The organism is Demequina lutea (genome assembly GCF_013409005.1).
Taxonomy (GTDB): domain Bacteria; phylum Actinomycetota; class Actinomycetes; order Actinomycetales; family Demequinaceae; genus Demequina; species Demequina lutea.
In genome coordinates this window covers 1,451,764-1,476,720 of record NZ_JACBZO010000001.1, presented here as the reverse complement: position 1 = coordinate 1,476,720, position 24,957 = coordinate 1,451,764, and the positions used below count along the sequence as shown (strand labels likewise).

Genomic DNA, 24,957 nt, shown 5'->3' with positions numbered 1-24,957 from the left:
CGGGTTGCGACGGGTTGCGACGGGTTGCGACGGGTTGCGACGCGGGCGCCGATGATCGATGGGACTCGACTACTAGCGGCAGGAATCCACCAACAGGGCGTGCACCCTGTCGTCGCCCGAAATCTCGGAGTGGAAGCTCGTGGCAATCGCGTTGCCCTCCCTCACCGCAACCACTTGGCCGCCATGGGCCGCGTCGACCGCGAGCACCTCGACCCCAGGTCCGCACGATTCGACCCACGGCGCCCTAATGAACGTCGCGTGCATCGTGGAGGCATCGGGAAGCCAGGTCAGTTCGACCTCGGAGGAATCCACCTGCCTGCCGAAGGCGTTGCGTCGCACGGTCATGTCGATCGCGCCGAGCGTGCGCTGGCCGTCGATTCCGCCGATGATGTCCGTCGCGAGCATGATCATCCCCGCGCACGTGCCCAGCACGGGAAGCCCATCGCGGATGCGGGCCTGCAGCGGATCGAAGAGGCCGAATGCCCGCAGGAGTTTGTCGATCGTCGTCGACTCGCCTCCGGGAATGATGATCCCGTCAATGGCTTCGAGTTCGGCCACACGTCGCACGCGTATCGACGCGACGCCCAGGCGCGCGAGTGCGGCCTCATGCTCGCTCACGTCGCCCTGCAGGGCCAACACGCCGATCGTGCTCACTCGTCCACCTCCCCAAAGTCTCTCGTCACACCATCCCACTCGAGGAACGCTTCCCACGACTCGAGCAACCTCGCGGGGAACACCTCCCTTGCGTCTGCCCGGAGTTCCTCAAGAGTGAGCCATGAGACCTCGTCAATCGACTCGAGTTCCTGCTCCGTCCAGACCGCGCTCTGACGCTGACGGGCCTCTGCGTCGGCGAGATCGGCGACGAAGATGTCCTCGGTTTGCGAGTAAGGGAGCGAGGCGAAGTCGAACACCGCCGTACGGGTCCACACGGGGCCGCGGAGTTCGTGCGTCTCGAGCGCGTAGCCCGTCTCCTCCGCCAGTTCGCGAACGGCCGCCTCGCGTGACGACTCGTTCGCCTCAATGCCGCCTCCCGGGGTGAACCAGAAGCTGCGCGTTGGCACATCGGGATCGTGCCCGAGCATCATCAGCAAGCGCGGAACAGCGTGACTGCGATCGACGAGCAGCACCCGCGCACCGCGACGGTGCAACCGCCCATCGGCTCCGAGTGCGTGCCCGCCGAGCGCGCGCTCCTCAGGCGCGCCCTCCTCAAGCGGGGCGTCCTCGCTACCAGCCACGCTCTGCGAGCCGGTGGGGTTCGGGAATGTCCGCCACGTTGATTCCCACCATCGCCTCGCCAAGCCCGCGCGAAACGGACGCGATCACGTCGGGGTCATCGAAGAAGGTCGTCGCCTTGACGATGGCGGCGGCGCGCTGCGCAGGATTGCCGGACTTGAAGATTCCAGAGCCGACGAACACTCCCTCGGCGCCCAACTGCATCATCATCGCCGCGTCGGCAGGAGTCGCGATGCCGCCTGCCGTAAACATCACGACGGGGAGCTTTCCGGTGGCCGCGATCTCTTGGACCAATTGCAGCGGGGCCTGGAGTTCCTTGGCGGCCACGAACAATTCGTCCTTTGGAAGCGTGGTCAGCCTCAGGATTTCGGCACGAATGGTGCGCATGTGCTTCGTCGCGTTGGAGACGTCTCCCGTTCCTGCCTCGCCCTTTGAGCGGATCATGGCGGCACCCTCGGAGATGCGGCGCAAGGCCTCTCCCAGGTTGGTCGCTCCGCACACGAACGGCACGGTGAACTTCCACTTGTCGATGTGGTGCGCGTAGTCGGCGGGCGTCAGCACCTCGGACTCGTCGACGTAGTCCACGCCGAGGCTCTGCAGCACCTGCGCCTCGACAAAGTGGCCGATGCGGGCCTTGGCCATGACGGGAATCGACACGGCGGCGATGATGCCGTCAATCATGTCGGGGTCGCTCATGCGAGACACGCCGCCCTGGGCGCGGATGTCTGCGGGGACGCGCTCGAGCGCCATGACGGCCACCGCTCCCGCATCTTCGGCGATCTTGGCCTGCTCGGCCGTGACCACGTCCATGATCACGCCGCCCTTAAGCATCTCGGCCATGCCCCGCTTGACGAGGTCAGTGCCGACCTGGGGGGTGGCAGATGCAGCGGTGTCGCTCATGCTGGGGTTTCCTTTGCTCGCTGGGGGGAAAAGCTCGCGTCAAGTCTAATGGCGTCGGCGTAGGTCTCTTCGATGCGGGGCGCCACCTGGTGCCAGTCGAAGGTGCCTGCGCGCACTCTTCCCTTCTCGGCCATTGATGCACGCCGCACCGGATCGTCGAGCAGCCCGCACACCGCCGACGCTAGGCCTGCGGGGTCTCCGACGGGGAAGAACGTCACGCACTCTTCGCCGCTGTCGGACGTGGCGACGTCCTTGAAGGCGGTCAGATCGCTCGCCACGACGGCGGCTCCTGCCGCCATCGCCTCGACGAGGACGATGCCAAAGCTCTCGCCGCCAAGGTTCGGCGCGCAATACACGTCGACCGAGGCCATGAACGACGCCTTCTCCGCCTCGTCGAGCTCGCCGACGACTTCCGCACCGGCACGGGCGGCCTTCGCGGCGGCGCGGTCAGAGAAGCGCCCGGCGATCAAGAAGCGCGCGCGCGGGTAGCGGGCACGAATCGGCGGGATGGAACGGAGGTAGTCGTCGAGACCCTTTCGCGGTTCATCAAGACGGCCAAGAATCCCGACGGTGGGCGCGATCGAGGTCCCCTGCCACTCCACGCGCGGCGCCGCATTGAGGTACGCGCCGGTGTCTACCCCGTTGGGAATGATGTGGGTCACGCCCACCCTCAGATGCTCCTGGACCGTGCGCGCCGCGGAGGGAGACACGGCGATGCGCGCATCGAGTTCCTCATATCCCGGCTTGATCCACGGCTTGCCGAGCTTCATGATCGTGGAGTCCTCCGTCGAGGTGTGGAACGTACCCACCGTCGGACCGAGCCTCGCCCACATCGCAATCACGCTGAGCGAGGGCACGCCTGGCTCATGAAGGTGGACCACGTCGAATTCGCCATCGGCGAGCCACTTTCGCACCTTCGACGCCGCCGCAAGCCCAAACGTGAGACGGGCGGTGGACCCGTTGTAGTGCACCGGAATCGACCGGCCCGCCGTACGGACATAAGAGGGAACCTTGGTGCCCTTGGCCGCGGGGGCAAGCACGGACACATAGTGGCCGCGACGGATGAGCGCCTCCGCCAGGTCGATCACGTGCAATTGCACGCCGCCTGGACGGTCAAGCGAATAGGGACACACGATGCCGATGCGCATTAGGCCTCTATCCAACCGAAACGCTGCAACATATGCCAATCCTCGGGATGGCGAGAAACCGCAGCGGCCAATTGGTTTGCCCAGGCTTGAGACATCGCACTCACCTTGTCTTCGCCCACAAAGTCGTCGGGGTACAAGGGCATGCCAAACGCAAGCACCGTCCCCCAGCGCGACTTCGCGGCCCGCCTGCGCGACCCGTGAAGGCGTTCGTAGTAGACGCCCACTGGGATCAAGGCTGCGTGCGCGGCGTGCGCCAATGCGGCAGGTCCAGGCGCCACCCGTACGCCGTGGCCCCACATCTGAACCTGGATGCCCTTGCCGGACAAGTCGCGGTCGCTGAGCAAACACACCAGGGTCCGTTCCGATCGCGTGAGACGAATGAGCTCCCTGAAGGTCGCCCCTCCCTCGTGGCCGAGAATGCGCATGCCCCATTGCTCGCGCAGCGCCACGAACTCGTTGAAGACCTCACGAGGCTTGAGCACCTCCGCGACCGCCGTGATTTTGATGATGTTCCTGCAGGCGTAGGCGCCGATCAGATCCCAGTTCCCGTTGTGACCGAGCACCGCGACCGTGCCCGTGTGTGCGGCGATGGCATCCTTGACACCCTCATAACCTTCAAGCCTCACGCGTGCGTCGACCGCCGCGGGCTTCATTCGCGCAAGCTCCAGTGTCTCGGCGTAGTAACGCGCGGTCGACGCCATGCCGCGCCTTGCGAGCGCGCGCAACGGCCTCCCCGTCAGTCCCGTCACGTTGGCGAGGTTCTGCTCAAGGTAAGTCGCCGCTTTGGCGTGTGTCGCCCAGCCATACATTGCGAGCGCCCACGCGGCGCCCCTGATGACACTCACCGGAAGAACCTTCGAGGCCCGCCAAGCAACGAGAAATGCGTCCATCGAGGCCCTAGCGGCCCGCGGTAGTGGCCGCGTCTTGGGTCAGGGTGTGGTCAACGCGATTGGCCTTGACGACCGCCCACGTGCGCTGTCCCACCGTGACCAAGGCCGCTACGGCCAGCAGAGTGAGCGTCCATGTCAACACCCACAGCGGAAGGCCCAGTCCCACGAGACCGGTGGCGGTCAGGCCAACCACGAGCCGATCCGATCGTTCGGCGATGCCCATCTTGGCTTCGATTCCCAGGCTTTCCGCCTTGGCACGGGCGTAAGGCACGAGCGAGCCGACGACGAGGCACATCAGTGCGGCGAGAGCGGTGTTCGGGTCTTCAACCCGGAAGGCCCACACCAGCGCGCCGAAGATCGCGGCGTCCGACGCACGATCGAGAGTCGAGTCCAGGAATGCGCCCAAGCGCGACTCCTTGCCGGACATCCGCGCCATCGTGCCGTCGAGCATGTCGGTCATGACAAAGAAGGTGATGACAAGCACACCCCAGAAGAGCATGGAGCCGCGCTGAGGCAGGAAGAACACGGCACCAAAGATCACGCCGACCGTGCCCGCAATGGTCATGGCGTTCGGGTGCACACCGGCGTTCACGAGTGCGCGCGCGGGGGCCTTCCAGATGGCGGCCATCACGGGCCGCAACTTGCCAAACATGTTTCTCCTTGTTGCGCGGCCTCTTAAGAGGGCCACGCCTCGCTTACGCGCTGCCAGGTGTCGTCGAGCAACTCGGGAAGGGCCTTCGTGTGCCCGATGACGGGAAGGAAGTTCGAGTCACCCACCCACCTTGGCACGACGTGCTGGTGCAGGTGTTCGTGAATTCCCGCTCCGCCGGTTCGGCCCTGGTTCATCCCGATGTTGAAGCCTTCGGTTCCCGTCAGGGCCTGCAGCACGCGCATGCCGGTCTGAGTGAGCGCCGCCATCTCGGCGCGTTCGGCATCCGTGACGTCGGTGTACCAGCCAATGTGGCGATACGGGCACACCATGAGGTGGCCGGGGTTGTACGGATACAGGTTGAGAACCACGTAGCAGGTGTCACCCCGATGCACGATGAGGTGGTCGCGGTCGTTGTCTTCCGGCGTCTTGCACAGGGGGCAGGAGGTCCCGCCTTCGTTGTCTGGGCGCACCGAGGCGTTCTTGACGTACGCCATGCGGTGAGGCGTCCACAGGCGCTCGAAGCCGTCGGGCTCGCCGCCCATCGTGTCCGCGTCCACCCATTCGACCATCAGACTTGCGCCCTCGTCTTGATCGTTTCGAGGATGCGCGCCACTGCATCGGCAACGGGCACCTGGTTCTCTTGACTGCCGTCGCGGAAACGGAACGAGACCGCGCCCGCTTCGGCGTCCTCGCCACCCGCGATGAGCACGAATGGCACCTTGTCCTTGGACGCGTTGCGGATCTTTTTGGGAAAGCGTTCGTCCGACGTGTCGACCTCAACGCGGACGCCGGCGGCCTTGAGCTGGGCGGCGACGTCGTTGAGGTACTCGTTGAACGCCTCGGCCACAGGTACGCACAGCACCTGGACGGGCGCGAGCCACGCCGGGAACTGGCCCGCGTAATGCTCGGTGAGGATCGCGAAGAAGCGTTCGATCGAACCGAAAAGCGCGCGGTGGATCATGACGGGGCGCTGGCGGGTGTTGTCCGCGGCGGTGTATTCGAGCTCGAAGCGCTCCGGCAGGTTGAAGTCCAGCTGAATCGTCGACATCTGCCACGAGCGTCCAATGGCATCGCGCGTCTGCACGGAGATCTTGGGGCCGTAGAAGGCGGCGCCGCCTGGGTCGTCCCTCAACTCGAGGCCCGACTCGATGCCCACCTGACGCAGCGTCTCCGTAGCCTCGTCCCAGGCATCGTCCTCACCCACGAACTTCTCTGGGTTCTTGGTCGACAACTCCAAGTAGAAGTCCGTCAGGCCATAGTCCTTGAGCAGGCCCAAGACGAAGTTCAACGTGGTGGTGAGTTCCGACTTCATCTGCTCGCGCGTGCAGTAGATGTGGGCGTCGTCCTGGGTGAAGCCGCGCGCACGAGTCAGGCCGTGAACAACGCCCGACTTCTCGTTGCGGTACACGGTGCCGAACTCGAACATCCTGAGGGGAAGCTCGCGGTACGAGCGCCCGCGCGAGCGGAAGATCAGGTTGTGCATCGGGCAATTCATGGGCTTGAGGTAGTAGTCCTGGCCCTGCTTGGTGATGTTGCCCGCCGCGTCGCGCTCCTCGTCCATGTGCATCGGGGGGTACATGCCATCGGCATACCAGTCCAGATGTCCGGAGGTCTGGAAGAGCTGCGCCTTGGTGATGTGGGGCGAGTAGACGAACTCGTAGCCCTCCTCGATGTGACGCTTGCGCGAATACTCCTCCATCTCCATGCGGATGATCCCGCCCTTGGGATGGAAGACGGCGAGTCCGGAGCCGATCTCGTCGGGGAACGAGAACAGGTCCATGTCGAGGCCGAGCTTGCGGTGGTCCCTGCGCTCGGCCTCTGCAAGGCGGTCCTTGTACGCCGTGAGCTCGTCCTTGGTGGGCCAGGCGGTGCCATAAATGCGCTGCAGCTGCGGGTTCTTCTCGCTGCCTAGCCAATAGGCGGCCGCGGAACGCATGAGGCTCCAGCCGTTCTGGAGCACCTTGGTGGTGGGCGCGTGAGGGCCGCGGCACAGGTCCTTCCACACCACCTCGCCCTGACGGTTCACGTTGTCGTAGATCGTGGTCTCGCCCGCGCCAACCTCGACCGTGACGCCCTCGGCGCCTTCAACACCGACGGCCCTGTTCAGCAGCTGACACTTATACGGCTCGTTCGCGAGTTCCTCGAGGGCCTCGGCCTCGGTCACCACGCGGCGGCGGAACGCCTGTCCGTCCTTCACGATGCGTTGCATCGTCTTCTCGATGGTCTTCAGGTCCTCTGGGGTGAACGGCTGCGCCATGTCAAAGTCGTAATAGAAGCCGTCGGTGATGAAGGGGCCAATGCCCAACTTGGCGTCCGGCCACAGCTGCTGGACGGCCTGGGCCATCACGTGGGTGGCCGAGTGGCGCAAGACGTTGAGGCCGTCGGGCTCTGAGATCAGCACCGCTTCGACGGCCGAACCGGCCGGAATGAGTGCGGCGAGGTCACGGAGGTCTCCGTCGACCCTGACGACGACCACGTCGCGCCTGTCTCCAAACAGGTCAGTACCCGTCGTGCCCTCGTCCAATTCGCGCTCGACGCCGTCGATATTCGCGGTGAAACTGGACACGTTGTGCTCCTGCCGTTCGGACGCGCCTCACCCCGAGGCACGCCACGATGCTACCCGGGTACGGCCCTAGAGACACCGACGCGGCGCCGTCCGCGAGGGACGCGGTGCGGTGACGAACTAGAAAGCGTCGCCGCGCTGTTCGTCCCGCTCGGGTTCTGGCTGCGCGTCGTCCACCACTTCTTCCTGCTCGGGTTCCGACTGCGTAACGTCCATGTCGTCAGACTGCTCGGGCTCGACTTCGGGCTGAACCTCCTCGACGTTCTCCGGCGGCATCGCTACCGCCTCGACGATGTCCTTCGTGTCCCGCGCACGGGATTTTGCGTCGGCACGCAACTTCTTTGCCTCGCGGGCGGCCCCCGCCTTGAGCTTGGACTCCGCCTTCTTCGCTGAGGACTTTGCCTTCTTGACGGCGGCCTTCGCCTTCTTGGCCGCGCGCTTTGCCTTGTCTGTCTCGCGCAACGCCTCCTTCGCGTCCTTGCCAAGGGTCGTGGCTTGATCACGGGCCGCCACCGCGGCCTGCTTCGCCTCCGAAAGCGCACCCGCCGTGCGCTCCACCTTCAAAGCCAATCCGTCCATCGTTTTTTTCGCAGTGGACATGACCTTCTCGCGCTCCTTCGATGAGTGGCACCTTCACCAGTGACTCTAGCCGTGTGGACACGTGCGCGTTCGGTGGCGAGGATTGCCGCCCATGGTCGCGCCGTCGCGCTACCGAAACAGTTCGCCCACAGGCACCTCGGCCTCGAGCCGGTTTCCCACACCGGGCAGGGGGCATGCCCAATCCTCGTCATAGGCACACGAAGGCTGATAGCCGAAGTTCAGGTCAATCACCAGGTTGCTCGCGTCCCCACCAAGGTCCGCACCCTTGGTCGTGTCCAAGAGGTAGCGGCCCGCCCCGTAGGTGGACACCCCGCTCGTGGCGTCACGGAACGGGAGGAACAAGCCACCTCCGTAGGAGTCAAGCCACCACACGTCGAGGGAGCCAAAGCCATCGAGGTGCACCCTGCCGATCCGCTCAAATGCCACCACGCCGTCCGTCCCGGTCTGAACCTCCCGCCGCTCAGGCTCAATGTGGGTGTCGACGGGCACCACGAATCGAAATGCCGCGTCGTACGGGGCGACGCGCCCGCCCGCGAATATGGCGCGCTCGGCGGCTGGGACGGGCGACGCCGCGTGAGTGGCCAAGAGATCCAAGCGCGCCTCGACCCAACTTTGGTGCGCTCGCGCTGCATCCGGCTCGGCGCGCACGTCCCGATAGATGCCGGCGACGCGTCGGCGCCAATCGAGCACGTCCATCGCATCAAGAGCCATGGTGACACGGTAACTCGACGCGGACCGGTGACGACTCCGCATGCCGATGTACCCGTGAGTCTTCGCCGGATTTACGCTGATCCGGCCTTCTTCGACGAAAGGTAGCGGGCAGGGTCGGCGACAAAGTCTTGGTGGCAGCCGTCCGAGCAGAACCAGTAGTCGACATCATCGTGGGTCGCATGCCCGGCGGCCGTGTGTGGGTCAATGTTCATCCCGCATACCGGGTCCCTCACCGTCGCACTCGCCTCAGGGCCCGTCTCCGCGTGTCCCGTCATCTCGCTCGTGTCATGGGCGGATTGGCCGCCCGTGTACTTTGCGGGTTCGGCCTCGAAGGCGTCGTGGCACTTGTCGGAGCAGAAGTAGAAGTCGTGACCCTGGTGGGTGCTGTGCGCCGGCGCGTCTGCGGTCCGCACCTGCATGCCGCAGACCGGGTCCTTGGCGTAACCGCCGCCGCCTCCGAATTTGGACGCGTTCTTGTACAGGTAGTACAGGCACCCGAACGCGATCACCGCGATGACGTCGAGGATGGTCGTGTAGTTCAGGCCGAAGTGAACCGTGGCGATGCCTCCGGTGAGGGTTCCAGGGACCAGCCCCAGGAGAGTGAAGATCCCTTCGGTGATCAGCCCGGCGAGGCTCATCGTTGCCCAGAACACGAGCGAGAGCCTGATCGCAAGCCGGGTGCCGTAGAACTTGCGGTAAATGAGCACGAGGGGAAGGGCGAGCAAGTCGGCGAATACGAAGGCGATGACGCCCCCGAAGCTAATGCCTCCCTTCCACAGTGCGGCGGCTAGGGGTACGTTGCCGACCGAGCAGACGAAGCTGATAAACGCCAGCACCGGGCCGACGATGACGTTCTCGAGTGCGGAGAAGATCCCGTGCCCGGTGAGGAATAGCGCTCTCCACACCGAGGTCGGCACGGCCACCGAGGCGAACCCCGCCACGACGAAGCCGATCACGAGCTCCTTGCGCAGCATGGTGACGTCACTGATCGTGTACCCCGACGCATCCGACCAGCCCGCACGGGACCGGATTCGCTGACGCCATGGCAAGGGGGCGGGGGCGTCCTGGACGTCGGCGTGCTCATCGTGTTCGCTTCGGCTCGCCGAACGGGTGCGCAGGCGGTCTCTTGCTGCATCGAGTTCGGCGACGTCGATGACGCGCGGCAGCACCACTGCGAGCATCGCGATCATGATGGATCCGCCGACGAACTCCGCGACGGCGAACTGCCAGCCGATCAGCAACCAGAGCACCGCGCCAAGCTCGATGACCAGGTTCGTGCTGGCGAACATGAACACCATCGACGACGTGAAGTCCGCGCCACGAACGAACAGGCTCTTGGCGAGCGCGCTCGCAGCGTAGGAGCAGGAGGAACTGACCATCCCGAAGAAGCTGGATCGCACGACTGTCTTCGGTCGGTGATCGCCCAGGACGCGCTGCATCTCCCTCTTCGACACGAATGCTTGCACGGCCCCCGATAGGGCAAACCCCAGAACCAGCGCCCAGACCGTGTCATAGAACATCCAGAAGCCCTCGGCCAAACTCGACACGATCGTTCCGAAAAATCCCATGTCACTTGCTCCCTTTACTCGCGCTCTTGGTCGCCTGACTCCGGCCCTTCGCTTTGCGGCGTCACATCTCCCGACTGGGGCTTACCGTGCGCCAGCAACTCCCGCCAGACATCCCGCAGTTCAGAAACAACGAATCGCATGCGTCCAGTCGGTCCGGTCTGGCACTCGGGCACATCAGAGTCGTCCGGACTGCACTCTTGCGCAGTTGGCATCCCACTGCACCTCCTCACCGATGATTGCCCTCGGGATTTCTCCGAAGGCACGACCGTCGCCATGGTTGCGTCCCACCGAGTCCCCGCACCGGCTTCGGCGCGAGCGAGGACAGAGCACTACGCCCACCTAGCTCGAGTGATGGTCTCCCGTGTACCCATTTGCGACGAACGTGTCGGCGCAGCCCTGGGAGCAGAAGTAGTCGGTCTTGCCATCGTGTTCGACCGTCGCGGCCGCCGTCGCAGGATCGATGCTCATTCCGCAAATGGGGTCCGTAACCTTCTCCGAATTGGTAACCGTCATGATTCTTCCTTTCATCACGCCCGCGATTGTCGCCCGGCGGGCGGCGAACTACAGGCTCCTGTGTTCTCATCAAGACGCCCCCTGCCGCGTGCCGCTCGATCCCGGCATCTCACATGTGCCGGATAGTGTCCAGACACGCAATCTCGCCGTTCTCGTCGAACACTTATGGCTTTCGAAGGCCTCTCTGCCACGTCATCAACGCCCGTCTCTCTACATCAATGCGTGTATGAAATTGACCATAGACCTTCCGGTCCACTGGAATGTCAAGGGACTACCGACGTTGGCTGCAGTGCGCGGGCCCTGGTCGGCTCTGGTGAGCGGCTCGATATGTCGACGACCCCCGGTGGCCGACGCGCCTTGTGACGTGAGTGATCCGGTCCGCAGCTGAGTGGTGCCTTGAGTCCAGGACGAACTCGATCCGCCCCTCACTCAGGTGCGCCGAAGCCGCCACTGCAAGGTGCCCCTGGCTCGGGCGTCTGCTCGCCCTGGACGTATTTGTTGAGAAATTGCTTGAGGCGGGGATCGGAGGCGTCCTTGAGCTCAAGCTGAACCCCCCACGCGGTCAGCACCACTGACGCATCCAGCGCGTCGATGGGGCTCAGCAGCGTGTAAGTGCGCTCGCGTGTTGCTGCCTTGAGGACATCCACCTGCTGCTGGTCGAGCCCTGACCGGTAAGCAATCCACACCGCGCCGTGCTCCAGTGAGTGCACGGCCTTTGCCGTCGCGACGGGTTCGCTGTACACGCCACAGTTTTGCAGTACGGGATCGTGCGGTCCGCCTGCGGGCGGAAGGATGGTGCCACCAGACGTTGATGGCGTCGGCTCCGGGAGCGCAGTGACGTGATCGCGGGAGAGGCCCTTCATCTCCTTCACGCCGACAATTGGCAAACCCGCCGCTTGTGCCTCGGAAGCGACGCGTCGGCTTTCGCCCGCGAGGAGGCCCCAAACCCCTCCGATGATGGCCAACGCTGTGATCACGCTCACCGCGATGACGAGCACGCGCCGACGCATATCGCGAGCGCGCTGCTCGGCGCGCAAGCGCGCAGTGATGCTTGCACTGTTTTGAACAGCGGGAGTCTGGGCCATGGCGGTTCCTCTGCTTTCGGGCGCGTTGAGGCGCCTGGTTGAGACGAGTGTTTCTCAGGGTCGGGTTCGGGCCGCCGCGTTAGTTGACGACGAGCAGCGTGTACATACCCGCCGCGTAGTGACCCTCGATGTTGCACACGATCTCGTAGCGGCCGGCAGGAAGATTCAGTGTCACCCAACCGGTTGTGCCGGGTTCGATGCCGTCGCCGGCGCCCTCGCCACCGGACTTTGATGCCTCGCCGAGGCTGCCCGACTCGCTCACCCTTCCGTCGGCCCCCACCGAGCGCTCCCCCACCTGTTGCCCGTCTGCAAGCGGCAGGACCACAAGCTCGTGTGTGATCGTGCCCTCGTTGTAGAGCCGGAGCGTGACGGTGCCCGCCGGAACGTCGACGCGGTCGGAGCGCAGCGCCATCGCGCCGCCCATCATGCCGCGCTGGCTCCCCATCATCCGACCGCCCGCCATGTCCATGGCAACGACATCGACGACGGTCCCTGCGTTCTGCGCCGACGGGCCACGTGGGGCCGTCACCGCGCGATCGTTTCCGAGCCAGCCGGGCGAGTCTTGCCCACGTCCCGCCAGGTTGAACGTGGCGACGGCCGACACCGCCAATACGGCCATGGCCGCTACCAGCGCGGCGATAGTCCATCCGCGCGTGAGGCCGCTCACCTTTCGCCCTCGCGTCCCTCGAGGAGTGCCGCACGGATAGTGCGATACGTCTCTACATCGATCTCGCCGCTCGCGAGACGCTCGTCGAGAATTGCGAGCGCTGGCGCGGCCGCGGGGGCCACGGGGGTCGCTACGCGCGGCACGGGCGAATTGGCTGCCGTTGTGGGTCCGTGCGACTTGCCAGGCAACAACCGGATCACGAGCCAGACGATGAATCCGAGCAGGGCCAACCAGAACAGGCCCATTCCTATCCACACGAATCCTGTCATTCCCCCGCCATACGAACCCATCATGATCTTGTCCTCTCGTCTCGTTGCTCTCCAGCATCGACGCAGGACTCGGGGATTCTCGTACGCGTTTGACGAAGATTTGATGAAGATCGCCGCGAATGTCCGACGCGCGCCTATTTCTCCGCGACACCTGTCCGGTCGAGCTCGGTCCGCAGCCGCGGCAAGCTCAGGCTGAACGTCGAGCCCATCGACAGGCCCTCGCTTTCAGCGACGAGGGTGCCGCCGTGAGCCGTGGCAATGGCCCGAGCGATCGACAGTCCGATGCCCGAACCACCGTGAGCCCGGTCACGCGCCACATCGACACGGAAGAAGCGGTCGAAGACTCGAGGGAGATCCTGGGGCGCGATGCCCTCGCCCGAGTCGTGCACCGTCACGCGGACCGCGTCGACTTCTGCGGTCGCCTCAACGTCGACGACACCGCCCGGAGGGGTGTGCTGTCGAGCATTCTCAAGCAGATTGGTGAGCACCTGGCCAATCCGGTCCGGGTCCGCGTCCACGAGCAGACCCGGCGCGCTTCGCACGTGGATCGTCAGGCCGCACTCGGCGAGGCGATCGGACTCCTGGGCGGCTGCCCCCTTCACCACCGTGTCGACGTCGATGGGGTGTCGGTCCAGGGACAGGCGCCCCTCCTGTGCCGAGGTCACGAGCGCCACGTCCGCGGAGAGCCTGCTGAGCCGTTCGACTTGCGCCTGCATTATGTGCATGGTCGACTCGTCGAGCCGCTCCACGCCGTCTCCGACCGCCTCGAGATACGCGGCAAGCACGGCGAGTGGTGTTCGCATCTCGTGAGCCAGGTCCGCGAGCATGTGAGTGCGCGTGTCCTCGACATGCGCCAGATCTGTTGCCATTGCGGTAAACGCTGCCGCGACTCGATCGAATTCTGGCCCGATTCCCGGCGGGCTGACGGTCACGTTGCGTTCGCCTATCGCGACGCGATGGGCGGCCTGAGCGAAAGGCGCGAGCGAGCGCCGAATCCGCCTGGCGATGAGGACGCTCACGCCTGCCGATGCCACCAAGGCCGTCAGCAGGGCTATCGATAGCGCGAGCGCCGATGCCGCGGCGTACGCCCGCTCGGCATGGCTCGTCGGGCTCTCGCCTGTGTCGACCGCGCGAAGCAAGTGCTCATGGAAGAGGCCGGGGCCGACGGTCGCGCCGACGGCCCAGGCAGCAGCCGCGCCCACCCCGACGACGAGCGCTATGGCGATCAGCAGGCGCGTTGCTAGGTCGGCCCGATCCGCCAACGCCATCCACCGCCTCATTTGCCTGGCCCCAACCGGTACCCGTACCCGCGCACGGTTTGCACGTACACGGGGGCGGAGGAGTCGTCGCCGAGCTTTCGACGCACGTGGCCGAGGTGCACGTCCACAAGGTGGGGGTCTCCGAACCAGCCAGGGCCCCACACCTGTTCGGTGAGCTGGTCGCGAGAGAAGGCCCGGCGCGGCTGCCGCACCAACACCGCGAGCAGGTCAAACTCCGTGCGTGTCAACTCCACGACCCGACCGGCCAGATGGACCTCTCTGGCCGTGAGATCCACGCTGAGTTCACCCACGGCGAGAACCTCGTGCACCTCCACCGCCTCGTGCACCTCGGGCGCGCCGGCCCCTCCCGCAAACCCCCGTGGTCGCCGCAGCATCACACCGACCCGTGCCACAAGTTCGCGAGGACTAAACGGTTTGGTCAGGTAGTCGTCGGCGCCGACGGACAACCCGATGAGGCGATCGACCTCTTCGACCCTCGCGGTGAGCATGATCACGTAGCAATCGCTGAACGTCCGCAACGTCCTACAGACCTCAATCCCGTCCGCACCCGGCAACCCAAGATCTAGGACCACGACGTCGGGCGGATTCGCGCGTGCGACCGCTATCGCCCCACGCCCGTCCGCGACGACCTCCGTGTCGTAGCCGTCGCGCAACAAGTACGACGCGATCAATCGACCAAGCGGCTCCTCGTCCTCCACCACCAGGACGCGAGCACGCGGCAAGGGGCCCTGCAAGTCGACTGGAGTGCTCATGGGCCCATCCTGACACCGAGTCGCTCGTCAGGTCGCCGGTGCCGGCACGGAACGTCCTGTTGACCAGGTCTAGAAGGCCTCAAGCCGTGGTGGGCGATACTGGGATCGAACCAGTGACCTCTTCCGTGTGAAGGAAGCGCGCTACCCCTGCGCCAATCGCCCCGAAGCGGACTCCATAGTAGCCGGTCCGCGACCACCTCGCGCTACACCGCGTCCCTAGTCCTCGTGGGCGGAGGGTCGGTTTCCACATCGGCGTGAAGTTCGTACAAGTCGGCCAACTTCTTCAGCAGCGGACCCTCGGCGACGTCGACGCCGTCGAGCCGCACGATCGGCTGAACACCGCGAGTCGACGATGTCACCGCGGCGAAGGCCTCTCCGCGCATGACCTCGTCGAGCACCGACATCTGCAACTCTCCGGGCGCCGCGACGCGAATAGGCATCCCGGTGCCCGCACCCCATTCGAGTACAAGGCCCCTAGTAATGCCGGCGAGACAGCCTGAGGACAGCGGCGGGGTCACCACTTCACCGCGCCTCTCGATGAAGATATTCGACCCCGTGCCCTCGCACAGGTAGCCGTAGGTGTTCGACATGAGCGCCTCGTCCGCACCCTTGGCCGCCGCGAATTGAGCCATGACCACGTTTTCGGCGTACGACGTGGACTTGACTCCCGCGATCGCCGAGCGCTCATTGCGCTTCCATGGCACCCTCGTGGCCCGGCAAGCGGTGGGAACGACGCCGGGGCCGCCCCAAATGACCACGTTCGGCGCGGCAGTACCCCGCATGGAGCCCATGGGTCCCGGTCCGGAAACGACCGTGATGCGCACCCGCACCACGTCGGCAGGGTTCGCGGCGATCACTTGCCGCACGCCTTCCCTGATCGCCGCCATGTCGACGCTGCGCATTCCCATGCGGTCGAGCGAGAACTGAAGGCGCACGAGGTGGCGCGTCAACGCGAAGGCTCTGCCCTTGCGGACCACCAAGGTCTCAAAGACTCCGTCGCCCACCGTGAAACCGTGATTACCTGCCAAGATGACGGGCTCATTGGCCGCGCAGAAACTTCCATCGACCCACAGGACGCCGCTCATGTGCCCATTGTGGCTGTCGAAGCCAGGCCAATCAACCGCCGGGCCTTGAGTTCCGTTTCTTCCCACTCCGCCGCAGGCTCAGATCCCCACGTGATGCCCGCTCCGGTGCCAAAACGCAACGTGCCCCCCGCGTCGTTTTCCCACCAGAAGGTGCGAATGCCGACGGCGAGTTCCGCAGTCCGCGTATCGGCATCGATCCAGCCGATCGCGCCGCAATACGGGCCCCTCGCCACGGGTTCTTCTCTCGCAATAATCCGCAACGCCGATGCCTTGGGAGCCCCGCTCACCGAGCCCGGGGGGAAGGTCCCGCCAAAAAGGGCTCCCCACATGGCTCCCGTCCACTCAAAGGTGGGCGAGAGTCGGGCGCTCACGGTCGATTGAAGGTGCGCAAGGCCCGGATGCTCATGCACGCCAAGCAACTCAGGAACCGCGACGCTGCCGGGCTCCGCCACGTGCGAGAGGTCGTTGCGAATCAGGTCCGTGATCATGACGTTTTCGGCCTCGTCCTTGTGGAGCATGGGCACTCCAAGGGCGGCCGTCCCCTTGATGGGCGACGACGAGACGGCTCCCCCGTCCACCCTGAGGTACAACTCGGGAGACGCCGACACGATCCAGGCGCCCGGCATCGAGGCCGACTCCGGGATCACGATGCGCGCCGCGTGCCTGGCGGGGTTGCCTCGCGACAGGACGTGGGACAGCGCCACCGCATCGGGCCCAGGCGCGGACGCGGGCAGCGATGCGCGGAGCACCCTGCACAGGTTGACCTGATACACATCGCCTTCGTGAATGTCCGCCCTGATCGCCTCGACTCCAGCCAAGTAGCGGCTCTCGTCGAGAGACGACTCCCACGCGGAGCGAGCGGGTCCGAGCCATGCTCGCGCGGCTTCCGGTGGTTCTCGCACGTCCGGGGCGCGTTCGACGTCGGCGAACCGCCATGCGTCGATCCGGCCCTCGAATGTGGCGACCACCACCCAGAAGCCGCCGGCTGCCAGGCGCTCGGGGTGCTCTACCGCGTCGACGTGCTCGACCGGCCTGGATGCGCGCACTCCCCTGAATGCGGCGCTGCCACGCCGACGGGGATCATCGCTCCAGTTCATGCGCACACGGTAGCCGTTCGCCCCGCGACGCGCCGGGCGCGGTGAATTGGTGTTGAAGCCTCCCATCGGCTAACGTTGTCACTCGGTCCGAACCCCAGGGTTTGGGCCATGCGGACGTGGCTCAGTTGGTAGAGCATCACCTTGCCAAGGTGAGGGTCGCGGGTTCGAATCCCGTCGTCCGCTCGGTGGGCCGGCACCTTCTCGGCGCCGGCGAGCACAGCGGTGGAGTGGCCGAGAGGCGAGGCAGCGGCCTGCAAAGCCGTCCACACGGGTTCGAATCCCGTCTCCACCTCGCAGCAAGTTTTACCCAAGCACGTCTTGGGCGATTGGCGCAGCGGTAGCGCGCTTCCCTGACACGGAAGAGGTCACTGGTTCGATCCCAGTATCGCCCACTAGCAGGACGGTAGGTCAAGGCGGTTTCCCGATTGAAGGGAAGCCGCCTTTTCTGTGTCCCGAGGCGGTGACCCCATCGCGTGTGTCGCGCACGCATTAGGAGCGCGCGTCGTCGATGGCGGTCCCTTGTGGCTCGGTCAGGTGCGCACGAGTCGTCGCTCCCAGACGCCGGTATCTGGATCCACCTTCCGGCTGCCGTCGAATGTGAAGCCCCATTTCGCATAGAAGGCATGGGCTCGCGGATTGGACTCGAAGACCCACAGGTGCGCGGGCGCTTCACCGAGTGCATGCGTGAGCAACGCCGCGGCCACGCCACTTCCGTAAAAAGCTGAGCCCACATACAGGCTCTTGAGCTCCAGCGGCGGGACTCCAGGCTCGGCGCAGATGCTCCAACTGACAACGCCTGCCAGCGTGGTGGCGACATGGCCGACGGCTACGTTGCGGGTATCAGTGCCAGCTCGTTGAAGCCAGCGAGCCTCACGAGCATCGGCATCGACGCGCTCAAGATACTCGTTCGGAACCAGGCCGACGTATGCCTCCCGCCAGCACGCGGTCTGAAACTCGGAGATCGCGCGAACATCCGCCGCGGTCGCCGCGCGCACCGCAACCCGGGGATCATCATGGCGGTTCTCCGCTATCGACGATCCCCGTCAATTCTACCCAAAACTCCTAAAGCGTCACGGCGGTGTCATAGCGTCGTAGCAACGGTGCGGGTTTCGACGGAGGTTGCTGGTGCGCAGGATGTTGACGGTGACGGGCAGGGTGGAGATCGCGCAGGGGTTGAAGGCGGGGTGGTCGATTCGGGTGATCGCGGCGCATATTGATCGTTCGCCGTCGGTGGTGTCGCGGGAGGTGCGTCGCAACTGGCTCAAAACTCGCGGGTATCGCCTGGTGCATGCGGATTGTGCTGCGTAGCGACGGCGTCGTCGCCCGCGGGTGGGCGAGGTCGCATCCGATGAGGTGTTGCGGGCACGGGTCTTGGCGGATTTGGGTCAGTCACGCACCCCGAGGCAGGTCGCGGGCCGGTTGCGTCGGGAGGTCGAGGACGACACTGTTGGTCTGATGACAGCCTCACCCCCCGCAAAGGGCAGGACCGTGTCGTACGAGGCGATCTACCGGTTCATCTACGCCCTACCCAAGAGCGAGCTTGCCAAGCACGCGGTGTTGCTACGCTCCAAACGAACCCGCAGGCGCCGGCCCCGCCCGCTGGGTGAGCGTGGTGCCCCGATCGTGGGAATGGCCAGCATTGATGCCCGCGAGGATCTCACCGACCCCAGGGTTCCCGGGCACTGGGAGGGCGACTTGATCGTCGGCGCCCAGGGCAAGACCGTTGCCGCAACCCTCGTTGAGCGCACCACCAGGTACACGTTGATCCTCGCGCTGCCGCAGGGCAAGGACTCCACCGCTTTGGCTGATGTTCTGATCGACCACGCGAACGAACTGCCAGGAATGATGCGCAATACCTTGACGTGGGATCAGGGCTCGGAAATGGCCAAGCACGCCGCGTTCACCCTGGCAACCTCGATGCCCGTGTTCTTCGCCCACCCCCACTCACCCTGGGACAGAGGCACCAACGAAAACACGAACGGTCTGATCCGCGAGTACCTACCCAAGGGCGACACCATCACCGACCACCAGCCCTACCTGACCGCCATCGCCGAAGAACTCAACCACAGACCCCGCAAAAGCCTAGGATTCCTCACCCCCCGAGATGAATCGCCCCGGGTTTAGTGGAGGGTGAGTTCTCCCAGGAGCGGCTGCTCCTGGGTCGTGTTCTCACGGTAGTACAGGTCTTCCATCTCGATCGGGGTGAGGTATCCGATCGAGGAGTGCAGCCGGTTTTCATTGAACCAGTGCACCCAGGACAGGGTTGCGTATTCAAGCTCGTCAGCGGTGCGGAACGGGCCGTCGATTTTCACGCACTCGGTTTTGTAGAGCCCGACGACGGTCTCTGCGAGGGCGTTGTCGTAGGAGTCCCCGACGGTCCCGATCGACGCGATCGCTCCCACGTCTGCGAGCCGTTCCGAATAGCGCAGCGCGGTGTATTGAGCTCCCGCGTCCGAATGCTGGATGACGCCGGCGACGTCCTGACCGGCTCGCTCTCGCACCCATAACGCCATCTCAAGCGCATCAAGGGGCAAGTCAGTGGGCATTCTCGACATCGTCCGCCACCCGACGATCCGGCGCGAGAACACGTCGGTGACGAACGCGGTGAACGCCATACCCGACCAGGTCGGCACGTAGGTGAAGTCCACGACCCACAACTCGTTGGGACGCTCGGCACGGAAGTTACGTTGAACGTGATCCGGCGGACGCGTCGCCGCAGCATCTGGTCTCGTGGTGATGAACTGCTTGCCACGACGCGTTCCCCGCAGTCCCTGAACACGCATCAGGCGTTCCACAGTGCACCGAGCGACCTCGACCCCGTCGCGGTGCAGCAAGCGCCACACCTTACGGGGGCCGCTGATGCCTCGGCCGCGGTTGCGGTCCCAGAACACCGCCTCGATCAAGGAGGCAACTTCCCGGTCACGCACTGAACGCGCCGAGTCGGGACGGTTCCTGGCGGCGTAGTAACCCGACGGGGCAATCCGGCACCCGTGCTCGGTGAGCACCCGGCAGATTGGCTCGACCCCGAACCGTGAGCGATGCTCATCGATAAAGGCCACTAGAACGGAAGTCGCGGGTCGAGCTCCCGCGCGAAGAAAGAAGACGCGGCAAGCAAGATCTCGTTCGCGCGTTTAAGTTCTCGCACTTCTCGCTCCAACGCCTTGATCGTGGCCGCGTCCGTCGTCGTGACACCGGCAACCTCTCCGGCATTGATCCGGGCCTGTTTCACCCAGCCACGCAGCGTGTCTGAGTTCACTCCGACCCGATGACCGACACGGACCACGGCCGCGTTCATCGACAGCGACGTCTCCTGCGACATCGCTTCTCTCACAAGCCGCACGGAACGCTCCCTGAGCTCCTGCGGATACTTCCTCGGTGCTGGCATGACTCCCATCCTTTCGGGGAATCAGACCCTCCACCAAACCCGGGGCGATTCAAGAAGCCTTCGAACGACTCCTCGTTACCTCCACGCCTTGACACCGCCGATCACCCGTCCCAACAAGTGACTGCCGTCCCGCAGCCGAGGAAGTGGTGGGGTAAAAGCCAAGATCGATCCGGCGAGAACCGCAGTGACCGCGACCCAAATCCGAAATGCCCACGGCGCCCAGGATGAAGATGTAAGGGAACCGACGCCGGTAGCGATGGCGAGCGCGGGCAGAACAACATATGGACCGCAAACGACGCGAATTATCCGACGCCAAGCCACTCGCCCAGCGGAAAGTGGTTGGCTCATGTAGGCCATTATCGAGGACATCGATGCGGTTCTTTCGCTACCGGCGTCGGTCGAGCCCTGTTGGCTATGTTTGAGTTCTCACGCGCGCTCAACCATCCAACGTTGCGCACGGCGCCACGCTGACCCGGGTCTCGCTCGCCGATCGGCTCGTCGCCACGCCACCCTGAGAGCACCCCCCTGACCGCCCTGCCACACGATCTCAATGGCATCGCCTGGGCGAACGGCAACGCCATCGAAGCGGCAGCGGCAGGGCGTCCGGAAGAGCATCCACTGACCGCGGCCCTCGCTACCGCAGGCCACAGTGCGTGGGGTTTCTCCGAAGGCGCGCTCGGCAGCCGCGCCTACTTGCAGTTCCTCGCAACGGCCGCCGACTCCGAGCCGTGGACACCACTCAACAACGCTGCGGCACGCAAAGCAGCCCGCGAGCTGACCCGCTGGGGCCTCGACAGCATCGCACCCTCCGCCCTTCGGGCCGCACTCGACGACATTGCCGAACGGACACTCGCCGTCTACGTGCAAGCGGACCGTGAACACGACATGCGGCTGCAGTCAGCAGCGCACCGTGCACGCCTCGACGTGTACCGCGCCGAGCGGAACGCCCAATACGTGGCCCGCTCCTCCGCCGGCAAGCTCCTCCGCCGCGCCATCGACTCAGCAGGTGCCGTGCCACCCGCCACCGACCGTCCCCGCGTCGAGACGTGGACGTCAGCGACAGCGGCCGGCGTCCGCGGCCACGGCCACGGCACCGACGAAGCAACCACAGACGCACTCCGCCACCTGCTGCGCGAGGCGCTCGAACGCGCAAGCTGGCCCGCCGAGCTCGTAGACAAGGTGACTGCTTTCGTCGCCGATGCCGCCGCAGCCTGAACAGAAACGCTTCGTCCTCTCCACGTCACCCGCTTCGTCATCGAAGCGTGACCACCGTTTCGCCATCGACGTGTTACGCGGCGGGTCCGAAGCGCACCCGCACCGCTTCGCTGGCGAAGCGTTTCGCGGCGGGACACGCCCACCACGCCCACCACGCCCACCACGCCCACCACGCCCACCACGTGATGACGCCACGGCCGTGACACGTCGAGTCGACACCGCGAACCCGGAACGCGGACGTGGCGGTGACACGGGCGGAACGCTGCCGGGGCGACATCGAAGCGAATGGACCGTGCACGCTGGCGCCACGATGCGCACGCCGACATGATGATGTCGGTGCGTGCGGTCTCCAGCTGTCGAATGTGTGTCTGACGGATCTCCCGTCCGAGTTCCTCTCGTGAACTCCCGCATGCCGGACCTTCCCGGCGACACCCCGAATCTCGATGACTCCGCGACATCCGCGCGGGACGATCCCGCGGATCTCGCCTCCGATCAAGGATTCGACACCATGTCCCTGGCCACTCTTTCTCCCGTTCGTTCCACTTCTCTGACCGTCGCGCCCTCGGCGCCCCCGCTGGCCCCGGCTCCCGAGGGGCCTCGGCGCCTGCGCGCCGTTCCCGAGGGCATGGAGCCCCGCGGATTCGCGCTCTACGTCGCCGTCGGCTGGCCCCGGCGGGCGCCGGCGGACGCGATGTCGACGTCGTGCGCCTCGCCCTGCTGGACCCGGCGGCCCTCGCGAAGCACCGCCAGAGCGCGCCAACCGCGACCGCGCCCGAGCCTCGGGGGGCGTCGTCATCGACATCTCGCGCAAGCGGGTCCTGCTCGACGGCGAGACCGCGCCGCTGACCTAAAAGGAGTTCGAGCTGCTGCAGTTCTTCGTGCTCCGCGAGGGGCGCACGATCGACCGCAGCGAGATCATCGCGACGCTCTGGGGCGACTCCGACGACGACGAGACGCCGAACGAACGCACCATCGACGTGCACGTGCGCCGGCTGCGCTCCAAGCTCGGCGTGTACGAGGACATCGTGCGGACCGTGCGCGGCACCGGATACCGGTTCAACCGCCACGCGGACGTCATCATCCGCTACGCGCCGACGCCGTCGCCCGACATGTTCTAGGCCGGCCCGCCGCCCTCAGTCGGTGACGCCGTCGAAGGTGACCTCGACCAGCGGACTCGTGTCACGACTCGGCAGTGACGAAAGCGTGCGCCTCGATGACGAGCGGTCCCCAGTCGACGTCGGCCGCAATGTGGGCCCCCTCCCGGATGGTGCGGATGCCGAGCGTCATCGGTGCGCCATCGCCCGATGCGACGAGCTCGACGATCCGCTGCCCGGGCAGCTTGAGAATGAGCTCGGCAGAGCGCCCCACGAACGCGAAGACCTTGCCTCGGGTGCGCCAGCCGGTCGTCGAGAACATCGGGCCCTGGTCGATGCGCGGGTCGTCGATCCGTTCGGCGACGATCGCGTCGAGACGTTCGCGCGCCAGAGTCAACTCCGATGCGTCATCCAATTCGGCCTCCCGACAGCGACGATATCGGTCGTCGCCGTCGGGAGGCTTCCGCCGTGCGCGGCGGGTGACGCGGCGCTAGGCGGTCGCCAGCGCCGACTCCTCAACCCACAGATCGGCGAGGAAGTCGCTCGTCACCACCGTGCCGAAGTTCTTCGCGATCCCTCGGACCGACGCGTCGTGTGCGTCCTGCGAGTACGTCGCCGCGCAGTCCTCGACGAGCGAGACGTAGTACTCCGCGAACAGCCCGTCCCGCAGGCTCGACTCCACGCAGACCTCGGTCGCGACTCCCGTGAAGAGCAGCGACCGGATCCCGAGCGTCGTCAGGACGATCTGGAGGTTGGTCCCGGCGAACGCCGAATAGCGGTACTTGTTCACGACGATCTCGCCGGGCAGCGGCGCCACCTCGTAGAACTCGGCGCCCCACGAACCGGTGCGGCAGGTGATGCCGGCCCGCGCCGAGCCGTCCGGCTCCCCGGTATGGCGGTTGAGCCATTGCGGGCTGTCGTTCGTCTCGTCGTGGATGGTCTGAATGAAGACGACCGGCAGCTTCGCCGCGCGGGCGTGCTCGATCAGACGGACGAGGCGGGGGGTCATCTCGACGGCCGCCGAGACGTCGGCGTCGGCGAGCGTTGCGAGCGATCCCTGCGGGCTGCAGAAATCGTTCTGCACGTCGACGATGATCAGCGCCGTGTGCGCCGGGTCGTAGCGGTACGGAAAGTCGGACATGGTTGTGCTCCTTCGCTGGCTACTTGGTGTTGGTGAAGAACTCGGTGTCGACGATCGAGTCGAAGGTCGCGGGATGCGCCGAGTCCTGCAGCAGGCCGGCATCACGAGCGACGGTCAGATCGATCTTCACCGCGCTCGCGTCGATCGCGATGCCGTCCCAGAGACCGTCGTTGTAGCTGCGGTCGAGGGTCGCCTTGATATCGGCATCGCTCATCGTCGGGAACTCCTTCTTGGCGATCCGCGTGGCGAGGCTCCGGTCGGTGAGCACGTCGTGCATACCCTTGTTCAGGGCGTCGACGAACGCTTGCACGGTGTGGGGCTCCTTGGCGACGGTGGCCTTCGACACTACGATGTCGGAGTACGCGAACTTGCCCAGCTCCTTCGGGAGGTTCATGATCGGCTCGCTCCACAGACCCCCGCTGATGCCCTTGCTGATGTTCGGCTCGCTCGTCACGGCGATGTCAGCCTGACCCGATTGGATCAGGGCGAGTTCGGTGCCGCTGTCGTTGTTGACGATGGTGACGTCCTTGGCGGGGTCCAGACCGAGCTTCTTCAGTTCGTAGAGGGTGTCGATCTCGGGCGAGCCGGCGTGCCGGCTCGCGGCGATGCGGAGTCCCTTCAGGGATCCGGCGAGGTCGTTCGGATCGATCTTCACGCCCTTGGCGGCCGTCCAGTACACGTTCGCCCGGTCGACGACGCCGGCGATGCCGATCAGGTCGGCGCCCTTCGCGTTGGCGATGGCCGCCGACTCGAGGCCTCCGATGAAGGCCCACACATCGCCGCTGAGCAGAGCGTTGACATGGGCGCCGCCCCCGAGGGTCGAGGTCTGCACGTCGAGCCCGGCATCCGTGAAATAGCCCTGATCGATCGCGGCGTACAGCGGCAGGTAGCCGAGGTTGTGCACCGGCTCGGCGATCACGATCGCCCCGTTGTGCTCGATGGCCTGTCCGCTGGCTGGGGGCGAGGACGCCGCCTTGGCTGGGGGCGAGGACGCCGCCTTGGCTGGTGCCGAGCAGCCGGCAAGGGCGAAGGCGGCGGCGAGAGCCGCGAGCGGGATCAGCTTGTTCTTCATGTGTTCTCCTAGGGGTGGGAAGGGTGGTGCTGTGGGT

General features: G+C 65.6%; 26 protein-coding genes, 4 tRNA genes, 1 pseudogene and 1 other annotated feature. Of the genes and pseudogenes, 6 read left to right on the top strand and 25 right to left on the bottom strand.

Annotated features, from left to right (window positions below; translation table 11 throughout):
- Positions 1-72: 72 nt before the first annotated feature.
- The 20 genes from pdxT to BKA03_RS07100 all read right to left on the bottom strand — a co-directional run bounded on the left by pdxT (position 73) and on the right by BKA03_RS07100 (position 17,013).
- Positions 73-654: a pyridoxal 5'-phosphate synthase glutaminase subunit PdxT gene (gene pdxT, locus BKA03_RS07195; RefSeq protein WP_179397740.1), complete on the bottom strand. Its 582-nt coding sequence runs from the start codon at positions 652-654 to the stop codon at positions 73-75.
- Positions 651-1,235 (bottom strand): NUDIX hydrolase, encoded by a 585-nt coding sequence (locus BKA03_RS07190; RefSeq protein ID WP_179397739.1) that lies wholly within the window; start codon positions 1,233-1,235, stop codon positions 651-653. Before BKA03_RS07190 ends, pdxT begins: the two co-directional genes overlap by 4 nt.
- The gene (gene pdxS, locus BKA03_RS07185; RefSeq protein ID WP_179397738.1) at positions 1,225-2,133 is read right to left on the bottom strand and encodes a pyridoxal 5'-phosphate synthase lyase subunit PdxS; all 909 of its coding nucleotides are present in this window, start codon (positions 2,131-2,133) and stop codon (positions 1,225-1,227) included. Before pdxS ends, BKA03_RS07190 begins: the two co-directional genes overlap by 11 nt.
- Positions 2,130-3,281: a glycosyltransferase family 4 protein gene (locus BKA03_RS07180; protein ID WP_179397737.1), complete on the bottom strand. Its 1,152-nt coding sequence runs from the start codon at positions 3,279-3,281 to the stop codon at positions 2,130-2,132. The genes pdxS and BKA03_RS07180 overlap by 4 nt, the downstream gene beginning before the upstream one ends.
- A complete protein-coding gene (locus tag BKA03_RS07175) occupies positions 3,281-4,171 on the bottom strand; it encodes a phosphatidylinositol mannoside acyltransferase (RefSeq protein WP_179397736.1) in 891 nt (296 codons plus the stop codon). Before BKA03_RS07175 ends, BKA03_RS07180 begins: the two co-directional genes overlap by 1 nt.
- Before the next feature lie 7 nt (positions 4,172-4,178).
- On the bottom strand, positions 4,179-4,823 hold the full coding sequence (gene pgsA / locus BKA03_RS07170; RefSeq protein ID WP_179397735.1) for a phosphatidylinositol phosphate synthase: 645 nt from the start codon (positions 4,821-4,823) through the stop codon (positions 4,179-4,181).
- A 23-nt stretch (positions 4,824-4,846) separates the two neighbouring features.
- On the bottom strand, positions 4,847-5,392 hold the full coding sequence (locus tag BKA03_RS07165; protein ID WP_179397734.1) for an HIT family protein: 546 nt from the start codon (positions 5,390-5,392) through the stop codon (positions 4,847-4,849).
- Positions 5,392-7,389, bottom strand: coding sequence for a threonine--tRNA ligase (thrS, locus tag BKA03_RS07160; protein ID WP_179397733.1), 1,998 nt, complete (start codon positions 7,387-7,389; stop codon positions 5,392-5,394). Before thrS ends, BKA03_RS07165 begins: the two co-directional genes overlap by 1 nt.
- A gap of 117 nt (positions 7,390-7,506) precedes the next feature.
- The gene (locus BKA03_RS07155; RefSeq protein WP_179397732.1) at positions 7,507-7,986 is read right to left on the bottom strand and encodes a hypothetical protein; all 480 of its coding nucleotides are present in this window, start codon (positions 7,984-7,986) and stop codon (positions 7,507-7,509) included.
- A gap of 108 nt (positions 7,987-8,094) precedes the next feature.
- The gene (locus tag BKA03_RS07150; protein WP_257020111.1) at positions 8,095-8,697 is read right to left on the bottom strand and encodes a DUF1684 domain-containing protein; all 603 of its coding nucleotides are present in this window, start codon (positions 8,695-8,697) and stop codon (positions 8,095-8,097) included.
- Positions 8,698-8,768: 71 nt separating this feature from the next.
- A complete protein-coding gene (locus BKA03_RS07145; protein WP_179397731.1) occupies positions 8,769-10,265 on the bottom strand; it encodes a permease in 1,497 nt (498 codons plus the stop codon).
- Between the two features lie 339 nt (positions 10,266-10,604).
- The gene (locus BKA03_RS07140) at positions 10,605-10,778 is read right to left on the bottom strand and encodes a YHS domain-containing protein (RefSeq protein WP_179397730.1); all 174 of its coding nucleotides are present in this window, start codon (positions 10,776-10,778) and stop codon (positions 10,605-10,607) included.
- Between the two features lie 425 nt (positions 10,779-11,203).
- Entirely contained in the window at positions 11,204-11,863 is a 660-nt protein-coding gene (locus tag BKA03_RS07135; RefSeq protein WP_179397729.1) for a thioredoxin-like domain-containing protein, read from the bottom strand.
- 79 nt (positions 11,864-11,942) lie between these two features.
- Positions 11,943-12,530, bottom strand: coding sequence for a sulfocyanin-like copper-binding protein (locus BKA03_RS07130; protein WP_308477950.1), 588 nt, complete (start codon positions 12,528-12,530; stop codon positions 11,943-11,945).
- Positions 12,527-12,823 (bottom strand): SHOCT domain-containing protein, encoded by a 297-nt coding sequence (locus BKA03_RS07125; protein WP_179397728.1) that lies wholly within the window; start codon positions 12,821-12,823, stop codon positions 12,527-12,529. The genes BKA03_RS07130 and BKA03_RS07125 overlap by 4 nt, the downstream gene beginning before the upstream one ends.
- A 110-nt stretch (positions 12,824-12,933) precedes the next feature.
- A complete protein-coding gene (locus BKA03_RS07120) occupies positions 12,934-14,067 on the bottom strand; it encodes a sensor histidine kinase (protein ID WP_179397727.1) in 1,134 nt (377 codons plus the stop codon).
- An 8-nt stretch (positions 14,068-14,075) separates the two neighbouring features.
- Positions 14,076-14,831, bottom strand: coding sequence for a response regulator transcription factor (locus BKA03_RS07115; RefSeq protein ID WP_062076315.1), 756 nt, complete (start codon positions 14,829-14,831; stop codon positions 14,076-14,078).
- A gap of 87 nt (positions 14,832-14,918) precedes the next feature.
- A tRNA-Val gene (locus tag BKA03_RS07110) sits at positions 14,919-14,993 on the bottom strand.
- A 41-nt stretch (positions 14,994-15,034) separates the two neighbouring features.
- Entirely contained in the window at positions 15,035-15,916 is an 882-nt protein-coding gene (locus BKA03_RS07105; RefSeq protein ID WP_062076314.1) for an aminotransferase class IV, read from the bottom strand.
- On the bottom strand, positions 15,913-17,013 hold the full coding sequence (locus BKA03_RS07100; RefSeq protein WP_062076316.1) for a chorismate-binding protein: 1,101 nt from the start codon (positions 17,011-17,013) through the stop codon (positions 15,913-15,915). Before BKA03_RS07100 ends, BKA03_RS07105 begins: the two co-directional genes overlap by 4 nt.
- A 110-nt stretch (positions 17,014-17,123) precedes the next feature.
- Between BKA03_RS07100 and BKA03_RS07095 the strand changes: the two genes are divergently transcribed.
- From BKA03_RS07095 to BKA03_RS07085, 3 genes are all read left to right on the top strand, one after another.
- Positions 17,124-17,196, top strand: a tRNA-Gly gene (locus tag BKA03_RS07095).
- A gap of 38 nt (positions 17,197-17,234) precedes the next feature.
- A tRNA-Cys gene (locus tag BKA03_RS07090) sits at positions 17,235-17,305 on the top strand.
- Positions 17,306-17,333: 28 nt separating this feature from the next.
- Positions 17,334-17,405: transfer RNA gene (locus BKA03_RS07085), tRNA-Val, on the top strand.
- 138 nt (positions 17,406-17,543) lie between these two features.
- Here BKA03_RS07085 and BKA03_RS07080 read toward each other — a convergent pair.
- Positions 17,544-18,008 (bottom strand): GNAT family N-acetyltransferase, encoded by a 465-nt coding sequence (locus BKA03_RS07080; protein ID WP_062076313.1) that lies wholly within the window; start codon positions 18,006-18,008, stop codon positions 17,544-17,546.
- Positions 18,009-18,147: 139 nt separating this feature from the next.
- Between BKA03_RS07080 and BKA03_RS07075 the strand changes: the two are divergent.
- Positions 18,148-19,137, top strand: a pseudogene (locus tag BKA03_RS07075) (IS30 family transposase).
- Here BKA03_RS07075 and BKA03_RS07070 read toward each other — a convergent pair.
- A protein-coding gene (locus tag BKA03_RS07070) for an IS3 family transposase (RefSeq protein WP_179397706.1) occupies positions 19,134-20,398 on the bottom strand; the annotation gives its coding sequence in 2 pieces (ribosomal slippage) (positions 19,134-20,113 and positions 20,113-20,398; 1,266 coding nt in all). The pseudogene BKA03_RS07075 and the gene BKA03_RS07070 sit on opposite strands and share 4 nt — an antisense overlap.
- Positions 19,986-20,117, bottom strand: a sequence feature (AL1L pseudoknot). (Overlaps the previous gene by 132 nt.)
- A gap of 693 nt (positions 20,399-21,091) precedes the next feature.
- Between BKA03_RS07070 and BKA03_RS07065 the strand changes: the two genes are divergently transcribed.
- Entirely contained in the window at positions 21,092-21,613 is a 522-nt protein-coding gene (locus tag BKA03_RS07065; protein WP_062075100.1) for a hypothetical protein, read from the top strand.
- 878 nt (positions 21,614-22,491) lie between these two features.
- Positions 22,492-22,731 (top strand): helix-turn-helix domain-containing protein, encoded by a 240-nt coding sequence (locus BKA03_RS15835; RefSeq protein ID WP_373366729.1) that lies wholly within the window; start codon positions 22,492-22,494, stop codon positions 22,729-22,731.
- 61 nt (positions 22,732-22,792) lie between these two features.
- On the opposite strand, the gene BKA03_RS07055 is transcribed toward BKA03_RS15835, so the two are convergent.
- From BKA03_RS07055 to BKA03_RS07045, 3 genes are all read right to left on the bottom strand, one after another.
- Entirely contained in the window at positions 22,793-23,122 is a 330-nt protein-coding gene (locus BKA03_RS07055) for a hypothetical protein (protein ID WP_062075098.1), read from the bottom strand.
- 75 nt (positions 23,123-23,197) lie between these two features.
- Entirely contained in the window at positions 23,198-23,848 is a 651-nt protein-coding gene (locus BKA03_RS07050) for a cysteine hydrolase family protein (protein WP_062075097.1), read from the bottom strand.
- Positions 23,849-23,867: 19 nt separating this feature from the next.
- Positions 23,868-24,920 (bottom strand): ABC transporter substrate-binding protein, encoded by a 1,053-nt coding sequence (locus tag BKA03_RS07045; RefSeq protein WP_062075096.1) that lies wholly within the window; start codon positions 24,918-24,920, stop codon positions 23,868-23,870.
- Between the last annotated feature and the right edge of the window lie 37 nt (positions 24,921-24,957).

What these genes read in the sequence shown, in the direction of transcription:
- pdxS (WP_179397738.1), bottom strand. Translation starts at nt 2,133, where the DNA reads ATGAGCGACACCGCTGCATCTGCCACCCCCCAGGTCGGCACTGACCTC.
- BKA03_RS07180 (WP_179397737.1), bottom strand. Translation starts at nt 3,281, where the DNA reads ATGCGCATCGGCATCGTGTGTCCCTATTCGCTTGACCGTCCAGGCGGC.
- BKA03_RS07175 (WP_179397736.1), bottom strand. Translation starts at nt 4,171, where the DNA reads ATGGACGCATTTCTCGTTGCTTGGCGGGCCTCGAAGGTTCTTCCGGTG.
- pgsA (WP_179397735.1), bottom strand. Translation starts at nt 4,823, where the DNA reads ATGTTTGGCAAGTTGCGGCCCGTGATGGCCGCCATCTGGAAGGCCCCC.
- BKA03_RS07165 (WP_179397734.1), bottom strand. Translation starts at nt 5,392, where the DNA reads ATGGTCGAATGGGTGGACGCGGACACGATGGGCGGCGAGCCCGACGGC.
- BKA03_RS07155 (WP_179397732.1), bottom strand. Translation starts at nt 7,986, where the DNA reads ATGTCCACTGCGAAAAAAACGATGGACGGATTGGCTTTGAAGGTGGAG.
- BKA03_RS07150 (WP_257020111.1), bottom strand. Translation starts at nt 8,697, where the DNA reads ATGGCTCTTGATGCGATGGACGTGCTCGATTGGCGCCGACGCGTCGCC.
- BKA03_RS07145 (WP_179397731.1), bottom strand. Translation starts at nt 10,265, where the DNA reads ATGGGATTTTTCGGAACGATCGTGTCGAGTTTGGCCGAGGGCTTCTGG.
- BKA03_RS07140 (WP_179397730.1), bottom strand. Translation starts at nt 10,778, where the DNA reads ATGACGGTTACCAATTCGGAGAAGGTTACGGACCCCATTTGCGGAATG.
- BKA03_RS07135 (WP_179397729.1), bottom strand. Translation starts at nt 11,863, where the DNA reads ATGGCCCAGACTCCCGCTGTTCAAAACAGTGCAAGCATCACTGCGCGC.
- BKA03_RS07125 (WP_179397728.1), bottom strand. Translation starts at nt 12,823, where the DNA reads ATGATGGGTTCGTATGGCGGGGGAATGACAGGATTCGTGTGGATAGGA.
- BKA03_RS07120 (WP_179397727.1), bottom strand. Translation starts at nt 14,067, where the DNA reads ATGGCGTTGGCGGATCGGGCCGACCTAGCAACGCGCCTGCTGATCGCC.
- BKA03_RS07115 (WP_062076315.1), bottom strand. Translation starts at nt 14,831, where the DNA reads ATGAGCACTCCAGTCGACTTGCAGGGCCCCTTGCCGCGTGCTCGCGTC.
- BKA03_RS07105 (WP_062076314.1), bottom strand. Translation starts at nt 15,916, where the DNA reads ATGAGCGGCGTCCTGTGGGTCGATGGAAGTTTCTGCGCGGCCAATGAG.
- BKA03_RS07100 (WP_062076316.1), bottom strand. Translation starts at nt 17,013, where the DNA reads ATGAACTGGAGCGATGATCCCCGTCGGCGTGGCAGCGCCGCATTCAGG.
- BKA03_RS07050 (WP_062075097.1), bottom strand. Translation starts at nt 23,848, where the DNA reads ATGTCCGACTTTCCGTACCGCTACGACCCGGCGCACACGGCGCTGATC.
- BKA03_RS07045 (WP_062075096.1), bottom strand. Translation starts at nt 24,920, where the DNA reads ATGAAGAACAAGCTGATCCCGCTCGCGGCTCTCGCCGCCGCCTTCGCC.